Source organism: Bhargavaea ginsengi, from assembly GCF_900109165.1.
In the GTDB taxonomy this organism is placed as follows: Bacteria; Bacillota; Bacilli; order Bacillales_A; family Planococcaceae; genus Bhargavaea; species Bhargavaea ginsengi.
In genome coordinates this window covers 155,349-174,125 of sequence record NZ_FNZF01000003.1, presented here as the reverse complement: position 1 = coordinate 174,125, position 18,777 = coordinate 155,349, and the positions used below count along the sequence as shown (strand labels likewise).

22 protein-coding genes are annotated in these 18,777 nt (G+C 55.6%); 16 read left to right on the top strand and 6 right to left on the bottom strand.

Annotated features, from left to right (window positions below; all coding sequences use genetic code 11):
* The first annotated feature begins 181 nt into the window (after positions 1-181).
* From truA to BMX91_RS09530, 11 genes are all read left to right on the top strand, one after another.
* Positions 182-928 carry a tRNA pseudouridine(38-40) synthase TruA gene (gene truA, locus BMX91_RS09580; protein WP_092052970.1) on the top strand — a complete coding sequence of 249 codons (747 nt, stop codon included), beginning with the start codon at positions 182-184 and terminating at the stop codon, positions 926-928.
* Positions 929-1,104: 176 nt separating this feature from the next.
* Entirely contained in the window at positions 1,105-1,542 is a 438-nt protein-coding gene (gene rplM / locus BMX91_RS09575) for a 50S ribosomal protein L13 (protein ID WP_063182467.1), read from the top strand.
* A gap of 18 nt (positions 1,543-1,560) precedes the next feature.
* Entirely contained in the window at positions 1,561-1,953 is a 393-nt protein-coding gene (gene rpsI / locus BMX91_RS09570; RefSeq protein ID WP_008298840.1) for a 30S ribosomal protein S9, read from the top strand.
* Between the two features lie 90 nt (positions 1,954-2,043).
* Complete coding sequence (locus BMX91_RS09565) at positions 2,044-2,664, top strand: NAD(P)-dependent oxidoreductase (protein ID WP_092052966.1); 621 nt, start codon at positions 2,044-2,046, stop codon at positions 2,662-2,664.
* Positions 2,665-2,785: 121 nt separating this feature from the next.
* Positions 2,786-3,220 (top strand): DMT family transporter, encoded by a 435-nt coding sequence (locus BMX91_RS09560; RefSeq protein ID WP_092052962.1) that lies wholly within the window; start codon positions 2,786-2,788, stop codon positions 3,218-3,220.
* A 167-nt stretch (positions 3,221-3,387) separates the two neighbouring features.
* Entirely contained in the window at positions 3,388-3,552 is a 165-nt protein-coding gene (locus BMX91_RS15755) for a hypothetical protein (RefSeq protein ID WP_177168341.1), read from the top strand.
* A 2-nt stretch (positions 3,553-3,554) separates the two neighbouring features.
* On the top strand, positions 3,555-3,812 hold the full coding sequence (locus BMX91_RS09555) for a hypothetical protein (protein WP_143059370.1): 258 nt from the start codon (positions 3,555-3,557) through the stop codon (positions 3,810-3,812).
* Positions 3,813-3,816: 4 nt separating this feature from the next.
* Positions 3,817-4,278, top strand: a complete 462-nt coding sequence (locus tag BMX91_RS09550; RefSeq protein WP_092052953.1) for a hypothetical protein — start codon at positions 3,817-3,819, stop codon at positions 4,276-4,278.
* Positions 4,279-4,289: 11 nt separating this feature from the next.
* Entirely contained in the window at positions 4,290-4,874 is a 585-nt protein-coding gene (locus tag BMX91_RS09545; RefSeq protein ID WP_092052949.1) for an SCO family protein, read from the top strand.
* Between the two features lie 21 nt (positions 4,875-4,895).
* The gene (locus BMX91_RS09540; protein ID WP_092052945.1) at positions 4,896-5,084 is read left to right on the top strand and encodes a hypothetical protein; all 189 of its coding nucleotides are present in this window, start codon (positions 4,896-4,898) and stop codon (positions 5,082-5,084) included.
* Between the two features lie 516 nt (positions 5,085-5,600).
* Positions 5,601-6,581: an acrylyl-CoA reductase family protein gene (locus BMX91_RS09530; protein ID WP_092052937.1), complete on the top strand. Its 981-nt coding sequence runs from the start codon at positions 5,601-5,603 to the stop codon at positions 6,579-6,581.
* Between the two features lie 33 nt (positions 6,582-6,614).
* Here the strand turns inward: BMX91_RS09530 and BMX91_RS09525 are convergent, their stop codons facing one another.
* From BMX91_RS09525 to BMX91_RS09510, 4 genes are all read right to left on the bottom strand, one after another.
* The gene (locus tag BMX91_RS09525; protein ID WP_092052934.1) at positions 6,615-7,715 is read right to left on the bottom strand and encodes a nitric oxide synthase oxygenase; all 1,101 of its coding nucleotides are present in this window, start codon (positions 7,713-7,715) and stop codon (positions 6,615-6,617) included.
* Between the two features lie 158 nt (positions 7,716-7,873).
* The gene (locus BMX91_RS09520) at positions 7,874-8,266 is read right to left on the bottom strand and encodes an SET domain-containing protein (protein ID WP_143059369.1); all 393 of its coding nucleotides are present in this window, start codon (positions 8,264-8,266) and stop codon (positions 7,874-7,876) included.
* A gap of 202 nt (positions 8,267-8,468) precedes the next feature.
* Entirely contained in the window at positions 8,469-9,518 is a 1,050-nt protein-coding gene (locus BMX91_RS09515; RefSeq protein ID WP_092052926.1) for an ATP synthase beta subunit C-terminal domain-containing protein, read from the bottom strand.
* 165 nt (positions 9,519-9,683) lie between these two features.
* The gene (locus tag BMX91_RS09510; protein ID WP_092052921.1) at positions 9,684-10,904 is read right to left on the bottom strand and encodes a Bcr/CflA family efflux MFS transporter; all 1,221 of its coding nucleotides are present in this window, start codon (positions 10,902-10,904) and stop codon (positions 9,684-9,686) included.
* Positions 10,905-11,145: 241 nt separating this feature from the next.
* Between BMX91_RS09510 and BMX91_RS09505 the strand changes: the two genes are divergently transcribed.
* Positions 11,146-11,580: a MarR family winged helix-turn-helix transcriptional regulator gene (locus BMX91_RS09505; protein WP_092052917.1), complete on the top strand. Its 435-nt coding sequence runs from the start codon at positions 11,146-11,148 to the stop codon at positions 11,578-11,580.
* Positions 11,570-12,763, top strand: coding sequence for an MFS transporter (locus BMX91_RS09500; RefSeq protein WP_092052913.1), 1,194 nt, complete (start codon positions 11,570-11,572; stop codon positions 12,761-12,763). The genes BMX91_RS09505 and BMX91_RS09500 overlap by 11 nt, the downstream gene beginning before the upstream one ends.
* Positions 12,764-13,016: 253 nt before the next feature.
* Here BMX91_RS09500 and ptsP read toward each other — a convergent pair whose 3' ends face one another.
* Positions 13,017-14,729: a phosphoenolpyruvate--protein phosphotransferase gene (ptsP, locus tag BMX91_RS09495; protein WP_092052910.1), complete on the bottom strand. Its 1,713-nt coding sequence runs from the start codon at positions 14,727-14,729 to the stop codon at positions 13,017-13,019.
* Positions 14,730-14,996, bottom strand: coding sequence for a phosphocarrier protein HPr (locus BMX91_RS09490; protein WP_092052907.1), 267 nt, complete (start codon positions 14,994-14,996; stop codon positions 14,730-14,732).
* Positions 14,997-15,127: 131 nt separating this feature from the next.
* Here BMX91_RS09490 and BMX91_RS09485 point away from each other — a divergent pair, with 131 nt between their 5' ends.
* From BMX91_RS09485 to BMX91_RS09475, 3 genes are read left to right on the top strand one after another with little or no spacing between them, the layout of a single operon-like run.
* Positions 15,128-15,880, top strand: a complete 753-nt coding sequence (locus tag BMX91_RS09485; RefSeq protein WP_092052904.1) for a DeoR/GlpR family DNA-binding transcription regulator — start codon at positions 15,128-15,130, stop codon at positions 15,878-15,880.
* Positions 15,877-16,800, top strand: coding sequence for a 1-phosphofructokinase (gene pfkB / locus BMX91_RS09480; RefSeq protein ID WP_092052901.1), 924 nt, complete (start codon positions 15,877-15,879; stop codon positions 16,798-16,800). The genes BMX91_RS09485 and pfkB overlap by 4 nt, the downstream gene beginning before the upstream one ends.
* 3 nt (positions 16,801-16,803) lie before the next feature.
* A complete protein-coding gene (locus tag BMX91_RS09475; RefSeq protein WP_092052897.1) occupies positions 16,804-18,768 on the top strand; it encodes a PTS fructose transporter subunit IIABC in 1,965 nt (654 codons plus the stop codon).
* Positions 18,769-18,777: the final 9 nt, after the last annotated feature.

The window sequence follows — 18,777 nt, the reverse complement described above, 5'->3', positions numbered from 1 at the left end:
CTGCGGGATTGCGGACTTTTCGGACCGGGCTCGGACTTAGTTGGCCGATATCGGACTTACCGCTTCGTAATCGGACTTAGCGCACCAATATCGGACTTACAGCTGCAAAATCGGACTTAGCCGTTCCGTTTCGGACTTACACGCCAGGAACTGGCCCCAACACCCAAAAGGAGAGATTTCCATGCCACGCATCAAACTGATCATCGCCTATGACGGGAGCGGCTTCGAGGGCTATCAGATCCAGCCGAAGGGGCGCACGGTGCAGGGCGAGCTGGAGCAGGCACTCTCCGTGATCCATAAGGGGACGGCGGTCCGTGTGCATGCGTCCGGCCGCACCGATGCCGGCGTGCATGCAAGCGGGCAGGTCGTCCACTTTGATACACCTCTCGGCATACCGGATAACCGCTGGGCGATGGCGCTCAATACCCGGCTGCCCGGGGCGATCCGCATTCTTTCCGCGGAGACAGTACCCGACGGTTTCCACGCGCGTTTTTCGGCAACGGGCAAGACCTATCGGTACATTTGGCACCTGTCCGATGTCATCAGTCCGTTCCGTCGGTATTTCACGACGCCGTCACTCGGGGTGACACCGGATGTGGCCAGGATGGAAGCGGGCGCACGCCATCTGATCGGCACGCACGACTTCACGAGCTTCTGCTCGGCTAAGACGGATGTGGAGGACAAGGTCCGCACCATTGAATCGATCCGGTTCGAGCGGCAAGGCGAGGAGCTCCATATGGTCATCAGCGGGAGCGGCTTCCTGTACAACATGGTCCGGATCATCGCCGGCACCCTCTGGATGTGCGGCAAGGGCGAACTGGATCCGGAAGACATCCCGGGTATCCTCGCCGCGAAGGACCGGTCCCAAGCGGGGAAAACCGCGCAGGCACAGGGTTTGTACCTCGAAAACGTGCACTACGGGGGATGAAACAACTTTTCCTGGCGTACACACAAAAACGGTTGACTTCATTGCCAATTCACGGTATGATGATAAGCGGTAATTCGATAACCCCACTAAGAATGCCCCGGTAAGGTTTCTTTGTGTTAGGGATAGAGAATCGGAACTCGGAACTTTGATTGAGTGAAATTTAGGAGGACTAACAAATGCGTACAACGTACATGGCGAAAGCCCAAGAAGTCGAGCGCAAGTGGCTCGTTGTCGACGCAGAGGGCAAGACGCTCGGCCGTCTATCGTCCGAAGTCGCAGCAATCCTGCGCGGCAAGCATAAACCAACGTACACTCCGAACGTGGACACAGGCGACCACGTCATCATTATTAATGCAGAAAAGATCGAAATGACTGGAAACAAGCTCCAGGACAAGATCTACTACCGTCACACAGGCCACCCGGGCGGCATCCGTCAGCGTACAGCAGGCGAAATGCGCGAGAAGTACCCTACAAAGCTTCTCGAAACGTCCATCAAGGGCATGCTTCCAAAAGGACCGCTCGGCCGTCAGATGTACCGCAAACTGCATGTCTATGCAGGCGCTGAGCATCCACACGCAGCACAACAACCGGAAGTTTACGAACTTCGCGGGTAATTAAGAGGAGGAACCACTTTGGCACAAGTTCAATACATCGGCACTGGCCGCCGCAAGACTTCCGTTGCCCGCGTACGCCTCGTACCCGGCGAAGGTAAAGTCGTAATCAACGGCCGTGACGCAGAAGATTACATCCCATTCGAAACACTCCGTGAAGTCATCAAGCAACCGCTTGTAGCGACTGAAACTCTCGGCAGCTACGACGTTCTCGTTAACGTCAACGGCGGCGGCTACACTGGCCAAGCCGGCGCAATCCGCCACGGCGTTGCCCGTGCCCTGCTTCAGGTAGACCCTGACTTCCGTCCTGCGCTCAAATCCGCAGGTCTCCTCACACGTGACCCACGTATGAAGGAACGTAAGAAGTACGGTCTCAAAGGCGCGCGTCGTGCACCTCAGTTCTCGAAGCGCTAATTTTCAACATCACAAAAGCTCTCAACCGTTATGGTTGGGGGCTTTTTTGTTATGCTTATGATGATAAGAGACGCTGGAGGAGGTTCATACTTGAACATCTTAATAATGGGCGGGACCGGACGTGTCGGCAGCTGCATCGTCAGGCAGGCGCTTGAGGACGGACATCGGGTCAGCGTTCTTGTTCGCAATCCGGAGAAGCTTCAGATAGAAGACGAACATCTGACGGTCATCCAGGGTGATGCATTAAACCAAGATGCGATTAAACGCGCCATGCATGGAGCCGACGTTGTGGTCAGTGCCCTCAATACGGACGGAGGCACCACGCTCTCGGAAAGCATGCCGCTGATCATCAAGGCCATGGAAACAGAAGGCATCCGGCGGATCATTACAATCGGGACTGCCGGAATCCTGCAGAGCCGGGTTACCCCGGATGTATTGCGCTACCAATCAAGCGAATCCAAGCGCAAAACTACCCGTGCTGCCGAAGAACATGAGAAAGTCTACAATTTGCTCAGAGAATCCAATCTCGACTGGACCATCGTCTGTCCGACGTATTTGCCGGACGGCGAACGATTGGGCAACTACCGGACAGAAACAGATTTCCTGCCGGAAGGCGGCAGCAAAATTTCAGTGCCGGATACGGCGGAATTCGCATATGGCCAGATTGAAAGCGGCGAGTACATTAAAAAGCGCGTGGGAATTGCTTATTGATGCAGAAGCCAAAGCATCCAGCCCCTCTCCTTACATGACAGGGAGAGGCTTTTTTTCTGGCTGTTCTGATACACTATTCAAAAGACTTAGAGACGACTTGATCGCAAGGGGAGTATGTTGAATGAAGTTGCTTTTTCCATTACTCGCATTGATCGGCGGCATCGCCGTCGCCATACAGAGCCAGGTCAATGGGAACCTGGGCAGAAACGTCGGAGTGATCGAAGGGTCTTTCATTTCGTTTCTGATCGGCACGCTCGCGCTGTTCTTTGCCGTTATCTTTTTTGGGAACGGCAACTTGCTGGCCGTGGCATCGGTTCCGAAATGGCAGTTGCTTGGAGGGCTCATGGGTGCGGTTTACGTGCTCATTCTGGTCTTTTCCGTGCCGAAAATTGGTGTGGCGGCGGCTCTGGCCGGAATTATTGCCGGACAGATGATCATGGGCGCGGTGATCGACCATTTCGGGCTGTTCGGAGGAGAACGCTTCCCGATCGATGCCAAAAAGCTGATCGCGATTGTGCTGCTGTTTGTGTCGCTTTACTTGTTCAACCAGAAGTAAACCTTCTCCGGAACCGCCCTCTCTAAACTGCAGAGAGGGTTGTTTTGCGTTTTGGCAATTAACGCTTTGAACCTTGCATAAATCATTTCCAGAACTCCCGGACTTGAACCGGACAGAGGCCGGCCCGACAACCGCTAAGCCCGCATATCCTGTCGGGAGGTGGTTGGATGCACGGGCTTTCATTTGTTTTGATTCTATATACAAATCTGGTGCTGTTTGCACTGCTGTATGGCTATGTGCACCATCACCGGAAATTGATCGCTTTTCCGCTGGCCATGAATATTGCCATGGCTTTGGGCGGCCTGGTTGCCCTGTCGGCGGGGTTTTTCTGATCATGCAATATCCCTTCCACTTCACGGCTATCACGATGGTGTCTGCCTTGGGAGGGATGGGTGCCGGCGCATTGTTCGGGGCGCTCTTCGACTGCCAGTCGATGCTGACCGGGCTGATCAACGGCATGATGATGGGGATGATGGCGCCCATGCTGGGAGCCATTGTAACAGACCCCTATCATTTTACGGTCATTCTTGAATTGTTTGTTTTCCTGATCCTCGCTGTCCTGTTCGCTGCGGTCAAGAGATCGGGAGGGTGAGAACATGCTCGGCATTGTTGGACTTCTGATCTGGAATGTGGCGGCTGCTTGTTTCTGTTATTTTCGATTGCGCAGAAGGAAGCATCTGTTTGATGGCAGACATGCAGCCACCATCGCAAGCACAGCGACATTGGGAGTCACACTCATACTGGGCATGCATGTGACCGTGTTGTTGTCCGCGGGCCTCTCCCTGGTTTTTCTTGTTAATCTACTGCTTGGAGCAGCAGTCGGGACTCTTTTTGGAGGTCTGTTCAACTACCACTTGCTCCTGGCCGGTCTATACAATGGGCTGGTCGGCATCTCGATGGGCATCATGATCGGCGAAGTGCTGAAAAACCCGCAAATCTGCAGCATTCCGATCTCCGACCACACCCAGCTTCTGCTGAATATGTATCAGCTGTGCGGATTCGCCACTTTGTTGCTCACAGTTGTCGTGGGCCTCGTTTTAAATTCCATAAAAGCTTGAGGGTGAACCATTTGAAAAGAATTTCATTCATTGCCATGATCGTTCTTCTCGGATTTGCAGCGATCTGCCTTTTTTGGCCCCGGACTGTGGAGCTTCCCAAATTGGCTGCCATCGATGATCCGCAATTGCCTTCGATAACGGGTGATACGGATGCCTTTTCCTCCGGCAAACCCAAACTCGTGGCGTTTTATTACACCCAGTGTCCGGACGTTTGCCCAATGACAGTGATTGACTTGCTGAGCCTTCAGGAAACATTGGAGGGTAAAGACGTTCCGGAAAATGACTATCATGTCATTCTCATCACCTTGGACCCCGAAGTGGATACAGTGGACAGGATCAAACAATACAAGAACCAGTTTGACATTACATCGGGGAATTGGCTGTTCCTCCGGGGAACTGTTGAGCAGACGGAAGAGGTCACGAACCAGTTTAAAATGGTTTTCCAGAAAGACCGGGACGGCCAGATTGTTCATGGGACGACCATGTATGTCTTGGATGATGAGAATCAGATCCGGGCCGTTCATGATATGAATACGGGGCAGGCAGCAGTCAACGTGGAGCAGATTGCTGAGCATATCGAAACGCTGATCAAATAGCCGGCAGGAGAAGGCTCGAAATTGAATCGTGAAGAAAAGATGGAAAAGGGGCTTTCGCCGTCCGGCTGGCTCCTTTTTGCTTTTTGGAAACACTCCATATGGACCGGTATCCCAATAAAAATAGCTGCATCGAAAGAATATCTGTTCGATGCAGCTTTATTTAGATCAATGAGCCCCAATCCATATGCAGTCCGTGTAAACAAGATCTGAAGTCATTGTCACAAATCAGGACTCGTAATCGGCGTTGCACTTGCATCCGCTGTTGCATCCGCACGAGCAGCTGCATTTGCACTTGCACTCGCACTTGCACGAGCAGCTACAGCTGCATTTACACTTGCACCCACACCTGCATTTGCACTTGCATCCGGAATTACAAGTGCATCCGCTATTGCACTTGCAGTCCTTGCGGCATCTGCCTGCCTGACCAGAATTTTTAGAGCCGTCGGAACCAGGGAACGTACTCATCTAAAGTCCTCCTTTCTAAAATCTTGTCGGGGGACCAAAATTGCAGCAACTTCAGTCACTTCATCATATGAACATTTTTTTGCTCCACGTGGTCTTAACAACTATGAAATGTAATTCTTCGGTATTTGGAATACTGTACCGCGGATTTTCGATCGTCTTCATGGATTTCCGGTAAGACCGGGTATTTGCATGAGCAGGATCTTATGGCTATGCTTCTAGTGAATACAGGCTCATAGCCGGAAAGAAAGGACGGATGGGGACATGAGTACATTCAAAGCGATGGTAGTGAAGGACGAGCAGTCTCAGCCGGAGATCACGCAGCTGACCATGGAAGATCTGCCGGAAGGGGAGGTTACAATCCGGGTAGCCTACTCGAGTGTGAACTTCAAGGATGGCCTGGTTGCCCTGAAGAAGAGAATGGTCGGATCCTATCCGATGGTGCCCGGAATCGATCTGGCGGGGACGGTGATGGAGTCGGCGGACGGACGCTATAAGGCTGGAGATGAGGTCATCGTGACCAGCTACGCGCTCGGGACCGGGCATTTTGGCGGATTCAGCGAAGTGGCGCGCGTACCGGCGGATTGGGTCGTGCCGCTTCCGGAAGGACTGACGATGCGGGAGTCCATGGTTCTCGGTACGGCCGGCTTTACTGCGGCCTTGTCCGTCCTTCGGCTGGAAGAGAACGGGCTCGCGCCTGACAAAGGCCCGGTCCTGGTCGCCGGTGCCACGGGCGGCGTCGGCAGCGTCGCCGTGAACATTCTGGCCAATCGGGGCTATGAGGTGACGGCCAGCACGGGCAAACATGACGAGGAAGCGTATCTGAAAGAACTCGGGGCAAGCCGGGTCATCCGCCGCAATGACGTGGCTGATGAAGACGGGACACCGGTCAGGGAAGAACAGTGGGCAGGAGCGGTCGACCCCGTCGGCGGGAAGACGCTCCAGTACATCCTCAGTACGCTGAAGTATGGCGGTTCGGTCGCGACTTCTGGCCTGACAGGCGGTATCGAAGTCCAGACGACAGTCCTGCCGTTTATCTCGAGAAATATCAACTGGCTAGGGATCGACTCCGTGCAATGCCCGATGGAACGTCGCCTCGAGGCGTGGGAGCGGCTGAGCACTGATTATAAGCCGACGGTGCTGGACGGCGACCTGGTCAATGAAGTGTCCCTGGAGCAGCTGCCGGAAGTGCTCGGGGCCATCCTGCAGGGGAAGGTGCGAGGCCGGACACTTGTGAAACTGTAATTGGAAAGGGACCCATCCGCGGATGGGTCCCTTTCAGATTTCAGGCGGAGCCTGGTAAACGTAATTTGGAGACAGCTTTTCATTATTGTACGGCTTATGGAAAATGTGCGTTGAGGCAGGGGACAGAGGCGGAATGAGCCAGGTCCAGTTTCCGGTGACGGGGCGACCGTGTCTGTGCTCATTTTCCTCGAACTTCCGGAACTGCTCGGCCGCTGTGTGGTGGTCGACGAGCGTGACGTCGGCCAACTGATAGGAATGCAGTACGGCGACGTTCAGCTCGACAAGGGCCCGGTCGACCCAGAGAGACCGGTTAGAGGAGGTATCCAGGCCAAACACCTTCGCTACGGCGGGCAGGAGGCCATAGCGGTCCTCATCCGCGAAGTTCCTAGCGCCGATCTCCGTACCCATGTACCAGCCGTTGAACGGCGCCATCGGATACTCGATTCCGCCGATCTCCAGCAGCATATCCGAAATCATCGGGACGGCATACCATTTCAGGCCAAGCTCGCCGAATGCTTTGTTGTCCGGATGGGTGATCGGCACTTCCATGACCGCATCATCCGGAATCCGGAACAGTTCCGGTGCTTTCCCGTCCTCCCGGATAACGAGTGGAAGAACATCAAACGGGGTGCCTTCCCCCTGCCAGCCGAGATTCTCGCACAGCCTGGTGAACTGCAGGGACGCCGGGTCGCCTGTGGCCTGGCCATCTGTCTCATATCCGGCGTAGCGGATCAGCTGATGGTTCAGGACACGGAGCGGATCGGTACCGTGTTTCCGCGGAGGGAAAACGGTGATCGTGGAGCGGATCTTCCCGCCGTTCGTGGCAAAACGAATATGGTCCAGCAGCTGTTCATACGCATCTTCAGCGGTCCGTACATGCCGGGCATCGACAACATGCAGGGTGTGCCAGAGCAGGCGGCCAATACAGCGGTTGCTGTTGCGCCACGCCATCCTGGCGCCGTGCGTGAGTTCGATGGACGTGTGGGCATACGTGCCCGTCGCTTCCACTTCCGACCGGATTTCCCGGATCCGTTCTTCCTGCCTTTCCTCCGGGATCCCGAGCTCCGCGTAGCATTCTCTGATAAACTGTTCGGCTTGCATCATCAGCCGGTTGTCCGTGATCGCCTGATTCATTCGCCTCAACCTCCATTACACAAAGTGTAGCACGGGAATCTGGCCAAACTGTGATGAGGGAGTGGAGGTTTGGTGAATTCTGCCGGATAACCTGAACGTAAATCAGCCTGTGTGCCGGATTCCGGTACACAGGCTGATAAATGATTTGCTTAAACGGGTCAGGATTCGGATTCTTCTTCCCGGTCAAACCACAGCAACTCCTGATCATCCTCGTCTCCGTTGTAGTTGATGAGGATCTCTTCCCCCATTTTGATGGGAGTGTGGGCGTAGAAGTTGAATGTCTGGTTCTCGAAGCTGATCTCATAGGACGCATTCGGCTGGTACGAGTGGTTGAACAGCATACCATAGCCGAGAAGGATGGCGGTGTGGTTGAGCCCGTACTCAAACGCATAGTCAGCAAGGAGCGTCTGTTCGATGTGTTCATGCTGATCGTTCGGGTAGGCGATCACCGGCGCTTGGTGGATCAGTGTGCCTTCGTTGATATCGCACGTGGCAAATACCCCTCTGTTAAATTCCCCGTCACTTAGTGTGGATGTTTTGATTTCGATCAAATAATTCACCTGCTCATTTCTGATTGGAATTCATCCTTCAGCGGAAACGCCGCCCGGCGGATGGTTTATATAAACTAAAGAATGGTCATCAGTATTCCATCAGTATACAGCAGAAAGCTCGGTTAAAGGGGGCAGGAGGTCTCAGGTTTTCCCGAGAATCCGAAAACGGCCATGCAAAGGGGCACGGCCGTGTGGGGGAGGCTTAAGGCTGCAGGCTGCCAATCAGCTCGAGCTCGGCAACTTCTTTGGAATCTGCTGAGCCGTTTATGATCTCTTTCACATCATTCAGCGTCTCCTGGAGGCTGACGGAAGCACCCGGTTTTTTCGTGAAGGCCTCAGCAGCGTAAAATGGCTGGGTCAGATAGGCCTCCAGACGCTCGCCCCTACGATAAGTCTGCAGCTCGGATGCAGGAATCCGATCGATTCCGCCGACTGTTACCAGAGATCTGAGTTCCCGATAGCGGCGGAGGAGTTTCAGGGCTTTCTGCTGGACGGCGAAGTGTTCCTGATCGAGATGGGCGCCTTCGAGAACAGAGGACACGGATCCCAGGGGACTCACGGCCGGATAGCGGTGCCTGGCCACCAGGTCGGCATCGAACTGCCATAGCGTCTCAAGCGGCCCGTAAGGCAGGTTCTCATCCACTGCGTCACCGGTCAGGTCGACAAGGAACGTAGTCACGGAGTGGATGCCTTTTTCCTGGAGATTCTCCTGCAGCTCCTGGATGCCGCCCGTGATGACATGGGAGCGGTCAGCGACAAAAATAATCTCCTGACCGCCGCCCAGCTCAATGATTTTCCGGTTGGTTTCTCCGATCGAATGGGTAATGACATCCACGTTTTCCGCAAGGTCGTCCACTCCGCGGTGTTCCCCTTCGGGCATGAGCAGGATGGTCTGATAGCCGTCATTCTTCAACCGGTAAAGCAGTTCCGCCAATACGACGAGCTGACCCATCCCCGGACGTGCAACAAGACCGACCGTACCGCCTTTAGCCAATGGTGCAAACAAATCCAAAGTCTTGATCTTCGTCTCAATCATCTCGATCTTCTCCCCCCTGATAATCAGATCATCCAATGTGCAATTGGCCAATGAAGCGAGCGCAGCAAGCGTCCGGACCTCAGCCCGCCCGACGGGTATCTTGCCTGTGCACAGGTTCGACACGGTCGCAGGACGTAGCCCGACCTGACGGGCCGCGCTTGTCAGATTCGGGACCTTTCTGCGCAACAAACCGACATTCAAACGTAAGTCATCCATTTCAAACACCCCTTTCTTACTTTGAAGTGTAATTTAGTTTACGCTTGAATGTAAAGATTTATTAATTGGAACGCACAAAAAATTACGTTATAGCGTAATTTAACTAAAAAACCGACGAAGATAATAATCCCTCTCCATTTGTTATCTGGAGAGGGATTGCTGCATTTAGTATTCTTCTTCGCTGTCCTTCTTGATCAGCGTCATAAAGGCGATCAGTCCGATGAGGGAAGTGCCGAAAAGGGTTGCGCCCATCGGGACGGCGGTTGCGCCCGCGATGCCGGACAGCGGGGTAAAGGCCGCGCCGAGCAGGCTCGGGAGCATGCCGAGTACGGCGCTGGCGCTGCCGGCACGGCCGCCCTGTTTGGCCATCCCAAGGGTGAAGGTGCTGGTGATGATCATGCCCATCGTGGTCATGTAGATGAAGATCAGGATCACCAGCGACGCCAGCGGGCCTTTGATGATGGTCATGATCAGCAGGATGAATGTTGAGGCCGCAGCTACGGTGACGGCTGCCTGCAGCAGCTTTTTCTCGGATATGATTCCGCCGAACCGGCCGATGATGAAGCTCCCGGTGATGATGGCCACACCGTTGATCCCGAACAGGATACTGAATACCTGAGGAGACACACCGTAAATCTGCTGGTAAACAAAAGGCGTGCCCGAGACGTAGGCAAAACTTCCGCCATGGACAAAACCGACAACGAGCGCATAGCCGATAAAGGAGCGGTCCTTCAATAAACTGCCCATTGTGGTCACTGAAGAACCGATGGAACTTGGAATCCGCTTTTCCGGCGGCAGCGTTTCCTTCAGCTTCGTCCCCACAATCACGACGATCAGTACTCCGATCAAAGCCAGTGCGTAGAAAATCGTTTCCCAGCTTGCAGAAGGAATGGCCAGGATCGCTCCGCCGAGCATGGGAGCGACGACCGGTGCAACGGCATTGATGACCATGAGGAGCGAGAAGAACTTCGTCATCTCCCGCCCGCTGAAGACATCGCGCACTACGGCACGGGATAGGACAACCCCCGCCGCAGCGGTGAACCCCTGCAGGAACCGTGCGATGATGAGCACGGTGATATTGGGGGCGAGCGCACAGAAGACGGATGCCAGGGCAAAGAGAGAAGTGCCGATGATCAGCGGCTTTCTTCTGCCCTGGGCATCGCTGATCGGGCCGACCACGATCTGCCCGAGCGCAAGCCCGATCAGGCAGGCGGTCAGACTCAGCTGCACCTGCGAGGCGCCGGTTCCGAGTTCCCGCGAAATCTCGGGAAAGCTCGGCAAATACATATCGATATTGAGTGGCCCCAGTATGGCGAGGAGTCCGAGGACAAGTGCCAGTCCGATCCGGCTTTTTCCGGTCGGATTATGTAGTTTATCTTGTTGCAGGTTTATAAGTCATCACTCCTCGTCTGGAACATTATAAAGGAATCTTTCCCTTTTGCGTGAAGTTAAGTCACGACTGTTCAGAGGGAGACGAATGCTCAGCATCTGAATGACCTCACCAGTGTTTCTGAAGGGCATCAGCATTAGCCGTTGCGACACGTCAGGCAATTGACATGTAGGGTCTTCTGCATTATAGTTTCCATAGTTAATAGTTAATATGAGTAACTAAAAAGGGGGCCGAACTATGGAGGGGATTTTCCGTCATTATCTGGCCATTTACCGGCCGCTGATCACCAGGCTGAATCAGCTGCTGGAACCGTACGGCCTTACTTATTCGCTGTGGCAGGTCATTTTCTACATCGAGCGTGAAGGACCGTCTACGCTTGTTGAGATATCGAGTTATTACGGGGTTGAAAAGCCGTCGATCACGAGAAGGGTCCATCGCCTGGAAGAGCGGGAACTGATTGAGCAGATTCCAGGAAAGGACCGGCGAGTCAAAGTGATCCGTCTGACAGGGAGGGGAGTGGCGGTGTACCGGGAATGCCGGGAAAAGATCTCCCTGCTGGAAGGCGAGATCATGAAAGGGATGGCGCGTGAGGAGCAGGAACTTCTGCACCGCCTTCTTCCTGAAATCAGGAAGAATCTAATGCGGAAAGGGGGAGCCGGAGATGAAGCCTGATCAGAAATTATGGACAAAAGATTTTATCATCGTCTCCGGCGTCAACTTTCTGATCACACTCGTCTTTTACTTGCTTGTGGTTATCATCGGGGTTTATGCCACTGATGAATACGGCGCCTCGGCGAGTGAGGCGGGACTTGTTACCGGCCTGTTTATCGTGGGCGCACTTACCGGCAGGCTGTTGACCGGCCGCAGTATTGAATCAATAGGGCGCAGAAAGACACTGTTTATCGGTCTTATCCTGTTTGCTTTGACGACTGCCCTGTACTTCATCCAGCTGGGGATTCCGTTTCTTATGCTGACGCGCTTCCTCCACGGAACTGCGATGGGGATTGCAAGTACGGCGACGGGGACGATTGTGGCACAGACCATCCCGGCAGCGCGGAAAGGGGAGGGCATCGGTTATTTCAGCATGAGCGCTACGCTTGCGACGGCAATCGGTCCCTTTATCGGCCTGTATTTGAGCGGTAAGACCGGGATGACGGCCATATTCGGCTTATGCCTTGCCGTCGGTTTCGTCAGCCTGGCAGTTGCGATGTTCCTGCGCGTACCCGAAGCAAAGCCGGTGCCGAAGGGACAGGAGAAAAAAGGGTTCAGCCTTTCCGGCATCGTGGAGCCGGGTGCCATTCCGATTGCGCTCGTCACCTTGGTGGTCGCATTCTGCTATTCCGGCGTCCTGTCGTTCATCGGCACCTACGCAATCGAGATCAATCTCGTGAGCGCGGCCAGCTTCTTCTTCCTCGTGTACTCCGTCGCGGTACTGCTGTCGCGTCCGTTCACCGGCCGCCTCATGGATGTGAAGGGGGCGAATGCGGTGATGTATCCGGCGTTTGTCTTGTTCGCGTCCGGGCTCGTTCTGCTCGGGACTGCACAGAACGGACTGATGCTGCTTGCTTCCGGCGTGCTGATTGGCCTCGGATTTGGCAATATGCAGTCCTGTACACAGGCAGTCGCAGTCAAGCTCACGCCGCCACACCGCATGGGGCTGGCGACATCGACGTTTTTCATCGCGTTGGATGCGGGGCTCGGATTCGGCCCATTCCTAATTGGGTTCTTTATTCCGTACATGAGCTTCGGCACACTCTATCTGATCTTGGCGGCTGTCGTACTCGTTTCGGCGTTGCTGTATTTCTTGATGCACGGCAAAAGAGAGAAGGCAGGCCTGCAGGTGCAGGCAGGTTAATGACGGTCCGGTCTACAGTTGCGACAGTTGCCGGTTTCGTCATTCAGCGGTTAAGTTTCATCATTCGACAGTCTAATTTCGTCATTCATGCCGTTAATTTCAGCATTCGACGGCTCCGGGTGGGCGAATGACGAAATTGCGGCTTCGAATGACGAAACTGGAACCATAAATGACGAGAATGAAGCCTTGAATGACGAAATCGCAGCCTTTATAAGAAAAGCGCATCACCCTCACCCGGGCGATGCGCTTTTTCTTATAGGGACTGTTCAATATACGAGCGGACTTCCTCGCCGGAGGAGAGGGACAGGATGTGATCAATCTTCGCTTCCATCTTTGCCTTGGAAAGGCCTGCGATTTTCGCGCGGGCCTTCAGGATGGAGGAGGCGCTCATCGAGAACTCGTCGAGGCCCATGCCGAGCAGGACCGGAATCGCGGCTTCGTCACCCGCCATTTCGCCGCACATGCCGGCGTGCTTGCCTTCCCGGTGGGCGGCGTCGATGACCATCTTGATCAGCCGGAGAACCGCCGGGCTGAACGGCTGGTACAGGTACGACAGCTGTTCGTTCATCCGGTCGGCGGCCATCGTGTACTGGATCAGGTCGTTCGTACCAATCGAGAAGAAGTCGACTTCTTTGGCGAACTGGTCGGCCATGAGTGCGGCGGACGGAATCTCGACCATCATGCCGAGTTCGATCTTGTCGCTGACGGGCACGCCGCTTTGTTCCAACTTCTCCTTTTCATCCAGGAAGACCGTCTTGGCGCGGCGGAATTCATCCAGTGTCGCGATCATCGGAAACATGATCTTCAGATGTCCGTGGACACTTGCCCGGAGCAATGCGCGGAGCTGCACTCGGAACATGTCTTCTTCCTGCAGGCAAAGGCGGATGGCACGGATGCCGAGGAACGGGTTCGCCTCATCCGGAAGATCCAGGTAAGGCAATTCCTTGTCGCCGCCGATGTCGAGTGTCCGGACGATGGTCGGGCGGCCTTCCATCTGTTCCAAGACGCTCTTGTATGCTTCGAACTGCTCGTCTTCCGTAGGGAACTGGTCGCGGCCCATATAAAGGAATTCCGTCCGGAACAGGCCGATGCCTTCTCCGCCGTTCTCAAGGACTTTGGCGACATCGGCAGGGGAGCCGATGTTGCCGGCCAGTTCTACCCTGTGGCCGTCTTTTGATAGGGTCGGTTCATTCACGAGCCTGGTGAGCCGTGTTTGTTCCTCAGCGAACGCGGCCTGCTTTTCTTCATAGGACTTGAGCGTGTCGTCAGACGGGCTGACGATCACTTCACCGGAAGTTCCGTCGACGATGACCGTCGCGCCGTTTTTTATCTGAGCCATCGCGGAGCGGCTGCCGACGACTGCCGGGATTTCCAGTGTCCTTGCCAGGATGGCGGAGTGGGATGTGCGTCCTCCGATGTCCGTGACGAAACCGCGGACGTATTCCGGATTCAGCTGCACCGTATCGGACGGTGTCAGGTCCTCGGCGATGATGACCGTCTGTTCGCGGATCATCGAAGGGCTCTGGAGCGTCACTCCGAGCAGGTGGGCGAGGATGCGCTTGGTGACATCACGCACGTCGGCCGCACGTTCTTTCATGTATTCATTGTCCATCGACTCGAACAGCGCGACAAAGCCGTCAGCGGTCTGTTTGAGGGCATGCTCCGCATTTACCTGCTCCGATCGGATCTTCTCCTTCACCGGCCCGATGAGTTCAGGGTCGTCAAGGACGAGCAGGTGTGCACTGAAAATGTCCGCTTCGCTTTCACTGAGCTGTTCTGAGGTACGTTCACGGATGGCCTTGAGGTCTTCCCGCGAAGCATCGATCGCCCGGTCCAGGCGGGCAGTTTCCGCTTCTGTGTCCGCAACGGTTGCTTTTTCGGTCTGGAGGTCGGGATGCTCCAGCCGGAAAGCTTTTGCAATCGCGATGCCTCCGGAGGCTGCGATACCTTTGATCCGCTGTTCCATTCAGTTTGCCAGCCCTTCGGATTTCATGACTTCATCGATTTTGGCGATGGCTTCATTTTCATCTTCGCCCTCGGCCCTGACGGTGATGGTCGCTCCCGATGCGACTCCAAGCGCCATGACGCCAAGGATGGACTTCATGTTCACCGTCTTGTCGTTGTAGATCAGGGAGATATCGGAAGAGAAAGGCGCCAGCGAACCGACGAGCAGGGAAGTCGGACGTGCGTGGAGACCTTCTGATGCACTGATTGTATATTGTTTTTCGACCATGAGCGTAATTCCTCCTAAATGAAGACAGTCAACAGGATGACTGTTTTTGAATGTTTGTGAACGATTATGATGGATTTTGGAACCGATTTCAAGTAAAATGGGCTTAATCAATGACAGACGGGTGATCAAACATGCTGACGACTGAACGCCATGAATGGATCATGGATCTGCTGAGACAAAAGCAGACCGTGAAAATCTCTGAGCTTGTGGAAGGCACAGGTGCATCAGAATCGACCATCCGCCGCGATCTGACGGAGCTGGAGGCTATCAATCTCCTGGAGCGCATCCATGGCGGTGCCACAATCCGTGACCGGAACATCCAGGAGTTGAGCGTTTCTGACAAATCCGTCAAAAACGAGCAGGAAAAGCTGCAGATTGCGGCTGTAGCCGCCGGCCTCGTCGAGGAAGGGGAATTCATCTTCCTTGATGCGGGAACGACGACTTTCCGGATGATTCCGTTTCTTGCGGGGAAGGGGACGGTCGTCGTCACGAACGGCCTGACCCATGTGGATACTCTGATCGACCATGGAATCACGACCTATCTGACCGGCGGCTACGTAAAGGGCAAAACAGGCGCGCTTGTCGGTCCGCAGGCGACAGGTGCCCTTTCGGAATACCGCTTTGACCGGTGCTTTCTCGGGGCGAACGGGTTCCATCCGGAATACGGCTACACGACACCGGACCCCGAGGAAGCCGCTGTCAAGAAACTGGCCGCTTCGCTGTCGCGGCGCACTTATGTCGTCGCGGATCACAGCAAGGCGGGCAAGGTCAGCTTCACCAAAGTCCTTCCGCTCGCTTCTGCCGGGCTGATCACGGATTCCCTGGATGCGGCGATGATGGAAGCTGTTGAGAACGAAACAACTGTCAAGGTGGTGACGGAATGATCTATACGTATACACTGACGCCTTCTCTGGACTATACCGTTTATCTTCCCGGCTTCAGCACGGGGAAACTTAACCGCTCGGAAGAAGTGTACTACTATCCGGGGGGCAAGGGAATCAATGTCTCCCGCGTTTTAAAGCGGCTTGGCACCGACAGCACCGCCGTCGGACTTGCCGGCGGATTCACGGGAGATTATCTGGAGCAGTTCCTGCAGGACGAAGGTATCCGGACGGAACTGATCCGGACGGACAGCGTCACCCGCATCAATGTGAAGATCAAGTCGGAACAGGAGACCGAATTGAACGGCCCCGGCCCGGAGATCACGGAGAAGGAGCGCCTGCAGCTGCTCGACCGGGCAAGGCGGATGGAGCGGGGAGACTGGCTCGTGCTCGCCGGCAGGATCCCCGATTCTGCAGGGGCAGATTTTGCCTCGGAACTGGCGGGCATCTGCCGGGACATCGGCGTCCGCCTCGCGGTCGATACATCCGGCCCTGTCCTGAAAGAACTCGCCGGCATGCAGCCTGAACTGATGAAGCCGAACGAGCATGAGCTCGGTGAACTGTTCGGTGTGGAGATCGGAACAAAGGAAGAAGCGCTGAAGTACGCCCGGCTGCTCGTTGGGCAGGGTGTCCGGCATGTCATTGTTTCAATGGGCGGGGAAGGCGCGCTCTACGTGTCGGAATCAGTGGAAGCCGAGGCGCAGGCACCTGAAGTCAAGGTGGTCAATACCGTCGGTGCGGGCGATTCGCTCGTGTCCGGATTTATCTCTGCGCTTGAGTCCGGCGAAAGTGCGAAAGACGCCTTCACGTACGGTGTTGCAGCGGGCAGTGCAACGGTCTCCCGCTCGGACCTTTGCCGGAAAAAAGATGTCGATGCGCTGGCCGGGCAGATCACGGTCACCCGATTGAAAGAAGGAGAATAAGCGATGAACATCACTTCTTTGTTGACGAAAGATACAGTCCTTCTCGACCTTGCGGCTGCATCCAAGGAAGCCGCGCTCTCAGAACTTGTCGGCAAGCTCGACGAAGCGGGCAAGCTGTCCGACCGGGAAGCCTTTATGAATGATATCCTCGCGCGCGAGGAACAAAGTACGACCGGCATCGGGGATGGTATCGCCATCCCTCATGCCAAGTCCGCCGCGGTCCGCGAGCCGGCGATTGCATTCGGCCGCTCCGCCGAAGGAATCGACTATGCGTCGCTCGACGGACAGCCGGCCCATCTGTTCTTCATGATCGCAGCGAGCGAAGGGGCGAACAATGCCCACCTCGAGGCACTGTCCAGGCTCGCGACTTTCCTTATGGACGGCAAATTCCGGGACCGCGTCCTGAATGCGGCTACAGCCGACGAAGTGCTGGCTGCCGTGAACGACAAGGAGCGGGAGCTGGAAGAACCGGAAGCTCCGGCGGAAGCGCCGGAAGCGCCGGCGGAATCCGTTCCTGTACAAGCTGATGCACAGGCAGGGCAGGAAGAGCCATCTGCACTCGGCAAGGTCCTTGCAGTCACCGCCTGCCCAACCGGCATTGCCCATACGTACATGGCGGCCGAGAAGCTGAATGAGCGCGCGAAGGAGCGCGGCATCCCAATCAAGGTCGAGACAAATGGCTCCTCCGGCGTGAAAAACCGGCTGACCGCGGAAGAAATCGCCGAGGCCGATGTCATCATCGTCGCGGCGGACACGAAAGTGGAGATGGCCCGTTTTGACGGCAAGCCCGTCATCCAGACAAAGGTCGGCAAGGCGATCCATGAAACGGATGTGCTGCTTGATCGGGCTGTAACAAAAGACGCCCCGATCTACCATGCTGAACGCAAGGCGGACAAGGGTGAATCGGCTGAGCCGAAGAGCGGATTCTACAAGCACCTCATGAACGGTGTGTCAAACATGCTGCCGTTTGTCGTCGGCGGCGGAATCCTGATCGCCCTATCCTTTTTCTGGGGCATCAACGCAAGTGATCCGGAAAGCCCCGAGTACAATGCATTTGCTGCCATGCTCAACACAATTGGCGGCGGCAAGGCCTTCTTCCTTATGGTCCCGGTCCTGGCGGGCTTTATCGCATCGAGTATTGCCGAACGTCCCGGCTTCGCGCCCGGCATGGTCGGCGGCCTGATCGCGATCACTGTTTCCGGAGTGGAAGGGGCGGACGGCGGGTCCGGCTTCCTCGGTGGAATCATCGCCGGTTTCCTGGCCGGTTATGTGACGCTTTTCGTCAAGAAAATGTTCGCCAAGCTGCCGGATGCGCTTGAAGGACTCAAGCCGGTTCTCTTTTATCCGCTGTTCGGCATTGCCATCACCGGCATCATCATGATGCTGATCAACCCTCAGCTGACGAAGTTGTACACCGGCCTGTCGTCGTTCCTCGAAGGACTCGGCGGCACGAACCAGGTACTGGTCGGCCTGATCATCGGCGCGATGATGGCGGTCGATATGGGCGGCCCGGTCAACAAGGCGGCCTACACATTCGGCATTGCCATGCTGGATGCGGGCAACTTCAACTTTATCGCGGCGGTCATGGCCGCAGGCATGGTCCCGCCGCTCGGCATGGCGCTCGCCACGACGCTCTTCAAGAAGCGGTTCTCGAAACAGGAGCAAGAAGCGGGTAAGACCGCTTACGTGCTCGGAGCCTGCTTTATCACGGAAGGGGTCATCCCGTTCGCGGCGGCCGACCCGGCGCGTGTCATCCCGGCGTCCATCGGCGGCGCTGCCGTGACGGGCGCTCTCACGATGCTGTTTGACATTAGTCTGCGCGCACCGCACGGCGGAGTCTTCGTCATGGGCCTTGTTGACGGCGGCCTTATGAAGGTGATCCTCTATGCGGCTGCGATTATCGCCGGCGCCATCGTCACCGCTTTCCTTGCCGGCATGCTGAAAAAGCCTGTTGTACAGGCGGCGTGAGGCGTTAGT